Here is a 7,361-nt window from a genome sequence, read left to right on the forward strand (position 1 = left end):
ATGAACGTAAGTCAAATCATCCTTATTGGCAACTATCCACCGGATAAACAGGAAAGCATGCGCAAATATGCTGCAAACCTTCTCCAAGGGTTGGAATCACAGCAAATAAGGGTAAAACTGTGGAATCCGCCGACATTCTTCGCCAAAGGGTGGAAATCGACGACTGCCGGCATTGGCAAGTGGCTTGGATACCTGGATAAATGGATTGTATTTCCAGTCATTCTGCGACTGAGGCTACTCCACGCTGAATACCGGAAAGAAACCGTATTTTTCCATATTTGCGATCATTCCAATGCGCCTTATCTTGCTTCCCTCCCTTTGTTAAGGACCGGAATCACCTGCCACGATGTCTTAGCCATACGGGGGGCACTGGGCTACGCGGATGCCTATTGTCCCGCTAGTAAAACCGGTGTTATCCTCCAAAAGTGGATCCTGAAAAATCTGCTCACTGCCAAACGGATTGCTTGTGTTTCGCAGTTTACCATGAATCAGCTCCTCGCGCTCTCGACGACTGGAAAAAATCAGCCAGGCAAAAAATGGAGAGTTGTATACAATTCATTCAATGCATCTTTCACACCCATGCCGCAATCGGAATGCATGCCTTACCTCAAGCGATGTGGTATTCCGTCTGACAAACCTTATGTCCTTCATGTGGGTTCCGCATTACCCAGAAAAAACAGGAAGATGGTAGCCGACATGATCGACGCAGTCGGCAACCAATGGGATGGCCTTATTTGTTTCGCCGGCCAACCGATCGATGAAGCATTGGCACGGCACATTGCAAGCCTGGGATTGCGTGACCGGGTAATCTCGGTGGTCAAACCAGATCATCAAACATTAGTAGCCCTGTATAACGCCTGCGAAGCATTCATTTTTCCGTCGTTAAGTGAGGGATTCGGCTGGCCCTTAATCGAGGCCCAAGCGTGTGGTGCCCCTGTTGTAGCAAGCGATATTGAACCCATGCCGGAAGTCAGCAATGGAACGGCGTTACATTCAGACCCGCTTGACAAAGAAGCATTTGCAGCGGCATTTCTACAGGTATTGCAACCATCAATCAGGTCACGATTGATACAAGAGGGATTCGAAAACTGCAAACGATTCGACAATGATGTGTTAATCAAGGAATTTATCGATTTATACAGGGAATAGTACACAAGCTATGCTGAAAAAACTCATTACGTTTCTTTTACCATGGGGATTACGCAGAAGACTGCTCCACTATTGGTTCGGTTATGAAATTCATCCAACAGCACGTATTGGATGGGCCTGGGTATTTCCGGGCAAACTCATCATGAAAGAGCGGGCCAAAATTGGGCATTTCACCGTAGGGATACACCTCGATTACATAGAACTCGGTAAATACGTGTCGATCGGCCGGAGCAATTGGATCACTGGGTTTCCAAGCTCCGGAAAATCCAAACATTTTGCACACCAATCCGGGCAACGCCGGTCCGAACTTATTGTAGGTGATCATTCATCTATCACGAAGCATCATCATTTGGATTGCACGAACAGTATCCACGTCGGCCGCTTTTCAACCATTGCGGGGTACCAGTCTCAGTTCCTTACACACTCCATCGATATCCGCCTTAACCGGCAGGACAGCATACCCATTGCCATCGGTGACTACTGTTTTGTAGGTACGAATGTAGTGGTATTGGGAGGAGCTAAGCTTCCCAGTTATTCCGTGTTGGGGGCCAAATCACTGCTCAACAAGGCCTATGATAAAGAGTGGGGTCTCTATGCCGGTGTCCCGGCCAATTTGGTAAAATACATGGATAAGGATTACCAATATTTTACCCGACAAGAAGGATTTGTTTTCTGACATAAAAAACGACACAAGCAGGTAGATGAAGACATTACGTATCATAACAAGTATGGATCCGCGACATGGCGGACCAAGCCAAGGTATCCGGAATTCCATCCCCGCTCTCCAACAGATGGGTATCGAAAACGAGGTTGTCTGCCTTGACGATCCGCAAGCGGATTTTATCGGGAAGGATCCTTTCCCCATCCATGCGTTGGGTCAAGGCAAAGGCCCTTGGGCGTATCAGCCTCGCTTGGAACGTTGGCTGCTGGCAAACATTCACCAGTACGATGCATTGATTATCCATGGCCTATGGCAATATCCTAGCTACGCCACCCACAAGGTGGTGCAGCAATACCGGAAATCGAAGGGAAGTAAACGGACACCTGCACTATATGTTATGCCGCATGGTATGCTTGACCCGTATTTCCAGAAAGCACCCGGCCGTAAGCTAAAAGCGATCCGTAATTGGCTGTTTTGGTGGATCATAGAACGACATCTCGTCAATGATGCAGATGGTATGTTGTTCACCTGCGAAGAGGAATTGCTGCTTGCCCGTCAAACATTCGCTCATTATCAACCGCGGAAAGAACTGAACGTAGGTTACGGCATTCCGGCGGCACCTTCCAATCCGGTGAAGCTCATCCATGAGTTCCAAATGGCGTGCAATATCAAGTTCAATCAGTCTTATTGGCTCTTTTTAAGTCGTGTCCATGAAAAAAAAGGAATTGACTTATTAATCAAAGCCTATCAAAAATTAGCTAGAGAAACTGATGTGCTTCCATCATTGGTCATTGCTGGCCCGGGGTTGGACACCGCTTATGGCAAAGAAATGGTCGAACTGGCCAAACCCACTTCCGGAATATCATTCGTTGGTATGCTGACCGGAGATGCCAAATGGGGGGCGCTGTATGGATGTGAGCTATTCATCCTGCCCAGCCATCAGGAGAATTTCGGTATTGCCATTGTCGAAGCAATGGCATGCGGAAAGCCGGTGTTAATCAGTGACAAAGTGAACATATGGCGCGAAATAGCAGCTGGGGGTGGAGGGCTTATTGCCGAAGATTCTGCATCAGGAACTTATAATTTACTCAAACAATGGCATGAGTTGAGTCGTGATCAAAAAAACGAAATGGCACTTGCGTCAAAAAAAACCTTTGAAATGAGGTTTACGGTAGACCAAGCTGCCAAGACACTGCTTAATACCTTAAAAGTTGAATACGATGACGCCGTTACATAATCACAAGGATACATATACCGAAGCGTCGTTTTCACTTTCGAACCGGTTGCTGAGAGTACTTTGGGGAGTTGTCTATACACTGCTGTTCCGTCATTCCCCTCGTCCGTTTCATCGATGGAGGGCCTTTTTGCTTCGCTTGTTCGGTGCAACAATCGGAAAGGGAGCCCATGTCTATCCCGGCGTGAAGATATGGGCCCCGTGGAATCTTGAATTGGGAGCTGAATGTGGCGTAGCCAGTGGGGTGGAGCTTTATTCCCAGGGAAAAATAACAATTGGTTACCGTGCCATCGTTTCACAAGGCACCAATGTGTGTACAGGGACACACGACTATACGCACAAAGGGCATCCGCTTTATACCGAACCGATCGTTATCGGCGACAGGGCATGGGTAGCTGCGGAATGTTTTATCCATCCCGGGGTGACTATCGGAGAAGGGGCCGTGATCGGCGCACGTGCCGTGGTTACCAAGGATATGCCACCGTGGATGGTCTGTGCCGGCCATCCATGTAAACCGATCAAGGAACGAATAATGGCTGACGATTAGTTGTCAAGTAATTCAAAAAAAAGGACATGATTTCGGTACTCATATTAACAAAAAACGAAGAGCAAGATTTACCTGGTTGCCTCGCATCCGTTGCCTGGTGTGATGATGTACACCTATTTGATTCCTATAGTGAAGATCGCACCGTGGAAATCGCACGCGAAGCGGGCGCAACGGTCACGCAACGTCGCTTTGACAATTGGGCTGCCCATCAAAACTGGGGGCTTTCCAATATCTCCTTTAAACACCCTTGGGTACTCTATATCGATGCCGATGAACGCGTATCGGAAAGCCTAAAGACAAGCTTGTTGGCCTTTGATGGCTCACCTGCTAGCCACGTTGCCTACGAAATCCAAAGACGGGATTTTGCATGGAATGGCCGTTGGCTAAAACATGCACAAATATCTCCTTATTACCTACGGTTATTCCGACCTGAAAAGATGCGCTATGAGCGATTGGTCAACCCGGTTTCCATACCCGGCGGTTCCGTTGGGAGAATTTCTGGCTTTCTGGATCATTACCCGTTTAGCAAAGGAATCCGCTATTGGCTACAAAGGCACCTGGGTTACGCGGACATGGAGGCGGCTATGCGATTGGAAGATTTGAATAAAGGAACTTCCTTTTCCTGGAGAAAAGCATTGTTTAGTAAAGATTTCACCGAAAAACGGTTCCACCAAAAAGGACTGTTTTATAAAATGCCCGGCAGACCATTTATTAAATGGCTATATATGGTTATTGGACGGCGGGCTTTTTTGGACGGACGAGCAGGCACAACCTATGCAACGCTTCAATCCATTTATGAATATTTTATCGTATTGAAGACACGAGAATTAATGCGAAAACAAACGAACACTCAATAATCTCCCCTCATGCGTATCCTTATCTTCGGCATTAATTATTCGCCAGAATTGACCGGCATCGGCAAATATACCGGTGAGATGGGTGCTTGGTTTGCGGCCCGGGGGCATGACGTGGCCGTTGTTACCGCAAAACCCTACTACCCGGAATGGGAAATACACCAAACCTATAAGGGAACCGGATGGCTAACCGAGCAGATCGCAGGGGTAACCGTATACCGTGTACCTCTATACGTACCAAAGAACGTTACTGCGAAGAAACGCATCCTGCACGAGTTTTCGTTTTTGGCCGCGGTACTCCCCAAATGGTTCGGCTTGCTGCTGAAGAAACGGTACGACATCGTCATCAACATTACTCCCCCCTTTCATCTCGGTTTTCTAGCCTTCTCCTATGCAAAATTGCGGGGTATCAAGCTGATCACCCATATCCAGGATTTACAGGTGGACGCCGCAAAAGAACTTGGCATGATCAATAATAAAAAGGCATTGGATGTGCTATTCAAGGCAGAGAAATACCTGCTAGACAAGAGCCATGCCGTATCATCCATTAGCTTGGGAATGAAGAAGAAAATCCTTGCAAAAGGAGTGCCCGAATCGAAATATATCATGTTTCCCAATTGGGTGGACGAGGGAGTGATCAAACCGCTCACCAAAGAAAATTCGCTAAGAAACGAATGGGGTATCCCCATGGAAGACAAGGTCGTGCTCTACTCGGGCAATTTGGGCGAAAAACAGGGATTAGAAGTCATCATCGATGCCGCAGAACAATTCAAGGATAAGTCGAATGTGCATTTTGTCATCTGCGGTTCGGGCGGTGCCCGCGACCGCCTTGAGGAAATGGCCGATCGGGCAGGTTTGCGACAAGTACGGTTCTATCCACTCCAACCCTATGAAAAACTACCTGCCCTGTTGGCAACGGCCGACATACATCTCGTCCTGCAAAAGAAATCCGCATCCGATCTGGTGATGCCCAGCAAACTTACCGGTATCTTGGCTGCCGGTGGTTGCGCTATCGTATCTGCCGTGCAGGGCACTTCCCTGCATGACGTCATGCGCACGCACCAATTAGGTATCCTTATCGAACCCGAATCGGCAAAAGCGCTGATTGCAGGCTTGCAGCAGGCATTACACATGGATCTCACGCCATTCCGGGAACGGGCGCGCCGATATGCGGAACGTTTTTTGAGCAAAGAACAGTTGTTGAAGGAATTTGAACGACACTTGGTAAAGTTGACAACTTATGAAAAACAAACTTAGTCTTTCCTTCCTACTCCTATCGACAATAGCTTTTGCACAGCCGGCTGATACCCTGAAACTGCAGGTTGGTACCCTAGCAACGCTCTCATCGAAAGGATACCAACCACTGTGGACTACGTCTAACCGATTCGGCTTGCTAAGCGACGAGGGCGCGGATCTGGCCACTTATGCAGGAATATGGAACACACATACGTTTCCGGCAGGAAAACACGATTTCCGCATCGAGTACGGTGCGAATATCGTTAACAGTCACCATTTCAGCCAGGTAATCATCCAACAGGGCTATGTGAAAGCGCGGTACGGTGCCTTGGAGTTCCGGGGCGGCCGCTTTGAGGAAATCCTCGGCGGCATCGACCCGTTGTTGTCCACCGGCTCCTTAGGCGTTAGCGGCAACGCATTGCCTATCCCCAAAATCGGATTTGCCTTACCTGAATATACACCGGTGCCTTTTACCAACGGTTGGCTGCAGGTCAAAGGGCAGATCAGCCACGGCTGGATGGGCAATGAGCAGTCTATGAAACGAGCCTGGTTGCACGAAAAGACCTTCTACGCCAAATTAGGAAACGGCCCGTTCAAAGTATACGGCGGTTTACAGCATTTTGCCATATGGGGTGGGGAACGGGGAGATTTTAAACTGGACCGCTCTTGGAAGGGCTTTTTTGACGTGCTTTTTGTGAAAGAGGCAGACGATGGCAGTGTTGGAGGTGAGATACTACCGAATCGCGCTGGCGATCAACGTGGATTGATTGAGTTCGGCGGCGACCTAGACCTCAATGATGCGCTTTGGCACCTGTACTTCCAGGTACCCTTTGAAAGCGGTATGGGCATCGATATTCGTAATATCGACCGTGTGGGTGGCCTTCAGGTGACTTTGAAAAACCATAATTGGTTGGACCGGTTGGTAGTTGAATTCATCTATACCAAGCAAATGGAAGGCTTTCAAAAGGCGGAATTACAAAGCTATTACAATAATGGCGTATATGCATCGGGATGGGAATATCAATACCGGAGTATCGGCACACCGTTGTTCCTCAATCGGTATCGGGGTGCCAACTTTCTTCCCGTTGAAGCCGTAGATTGGCGCAAAGACAATAGCGCCGAATGGGGCAATAAAAACTTTATCAATAACCGTATCGTTGGCGGCCACATCGGCATGCTGCATCGCTATGCACCCGGTATTACCGGCAGGACTATGCTGACCTATACCCGCAATTTCGGAACCCATATGTCTAGTAATCCCATTACGGCAATGCCCCGAAATCAGGTATACACGTTGCATGAAGTATCCCTTGCCCTCACCCGTGTACCGGGATTGCTTCTCTCTGCAGGTGTAGCAGTGGATGCCGGCGGACTTTACGATAACGTGGGCGGATTATTAGGAATCAGTTACCAACTGAAGGGCAGTAAAAAATAGTGTTTAAGAAAAAAAATAAATACAATGGAAATCAAGAATATCTGTTGCATCGGAGCGGGTTACGTTGGGGGTCCGACGATGTCTGTGATCGCCCAGCAATGCCCGCACCTCACGGTCACCATCGTGGACATCAACGAGAAGCGTATCGCCGCCTGGAACGATGCGGATCTGTCGCGTCTTCCGGTGTACGAACCGGGTCTTGCCGAAGTGGTGGGCGAAGCCCGGGGGCGGAACCTGTTCTTCTC

7 protein-coding genes and 1 pseudogene are annotated in these 7,361 nt (G+C 48.6%); all 8 read left to right on the forward strand.

Annotated elements, in window-relative coordinates:
* Complete coding sequence (locus IEX60_RS21330; protein WP_188753428.1) at positions 1 to 1,149, forward strand: glycosyltransferase family 4 protein; 1,149 nt, start codon at positions 1 to 3, stop codon at positions 1,147 to 1,149.
* 10 nt (positions 1,150 to 1,159) lie between these two features.
* Positions 1,160 to 1,825 (forward strand): acyltransferase, encoded by a 666-nt coding sequence (locus tag IEX60_RS21335; protein ID WP_188753429.1) that lies wholly within the window; start codon positions 1,160 to 1,162, stop codon positions 1,823 to 1,825.
* A gap of 25 nt (positions 1,826 to 1,850) precedes the next feature.
* Entirely contained in the window at positions 1,851 to 3,047 is a 1,197-nt protein-coding gene (locus IEX60_RS21340; RefSeq protein ID WP_188753430.1) for a glycosyltransferase, read from the forward strand.
* Positions 3,031 to 3,591: a WcaF family extracellular polysaccharide biosynthesis acetyltransferase gene (locus IEX60_RS21345; protein WP_188753431.1), complete on the forward strand. Its 561-nt coding sequence runs from the start codon at positions 3,031 to 3,033 to the stop codon at positions 3,589 to 3,591. Before IEX60_RS21340 ends, IEX60_RS21345 begins: the two co-directional genes overlap by 17 nt.
* 26 nt (positions 3,592 to 3,617) lie before the next feature.
* Positions 3,618 to 4,448, forward strand: a complete 831-nt coding sequence (locus tag IEX60_RS21350; protein ID WP_188753432.1) for a glycosyltransferase family 2 protein — start codon at positions 3,618 to 3,620, stop codon at positions 4,446 to 4,448.
* Positions 4,449 to 4,457: 9 nt separating this feature from the next.
* A complete protein-coding gene (locus tag IEX60_RS21355; RefSeq protein ID WP_188753433.1) occupies positions 4,458 to 5,702 on the forward strand; it encodes a WcaI family glycosyltransferase in 1,245 nt (414 codons plus the stop codon).
* Positions 5,686 to 7,116 (forward strand): capsule assembly Wzi family protein, encoded by a 1,431-nt coding sequence (locus IEX60_RS21360; RefSeq protein ID WP_188753434.1) that lies wholly within the window; start codon positions 5,686 to 5,688, stop codon positions 7,114 to 7,116. The genes IEX60_RS21355 and IEX60_RS21360 overlap by 17 nt, the downstream gene beginning before the upstream one ends.
* A 24-nt stretch (positions 7,117 to 7,140) precedes the next feature.
* Positions 7,141 to 7,361, forward strand: a pseudogene (locus IEX60_RS21365) (nucleotide sugar dehydrogenase); the annotation flags it as partial.

The organism is Parapedobacter defluvii (assembly GCF_014642075.1).
GTDB classification, from domain to species: domain Bacteria; phylum Bacteroidota; class Bacteroidia; order Sphingobacteriales; family Sphingobacteriaceae; genus Parapedobacter; species Parapedobacter defluvii.

Coding starts and splice junctions, on each gene's coding strand:
- IEX60_RS21360 (WP_188753434.1), top strand. CDS start 5,686: ATGAAAAACAAACTTAGTCTTTCCTTCCTACTCCTATCGACAATAGCT.
- IEX60_RS21330 (WP_188753428.1), top strand. CDS start 1: ATGAACGTAAGTCAAATCATCCTTATTGGCAACTATCCACCGGATAAA.
- IEX60_RS21355 (WP_188753433.1), top strand. CDS start 4,458: ATGCGTATCCTTATCTTCGGCATTAATTATTCGCCAGAATTGACCGGC.
- IEX60_RS21340 (WP_188753430.1), top strand. CDS start 1,851: ATGAAGACATTACGTATCATAACAAGTATGGATCCGCGACATGGCGGA.
- IEX60_RS21335 (WP_188753429.1), top strand. CDS start 1,160: ATGCTGAAAAAACTCATTACGTTTCTTTTACCATGGGGATTACGCAGA.
- IEX60_RS21345 (WP_188753431.1), top strand. CDS start 3,031: ATGACGCCGTTACATAATCACAAGGATACATATACCGAAGCGTCGTTT.
- IEX60_RS21350 (WP_188753432.1), top strand. CDS start 3,618: ATGATTTCGGTACTCATATTAACAAAAAACGAAGAGCAAGATTTACCT.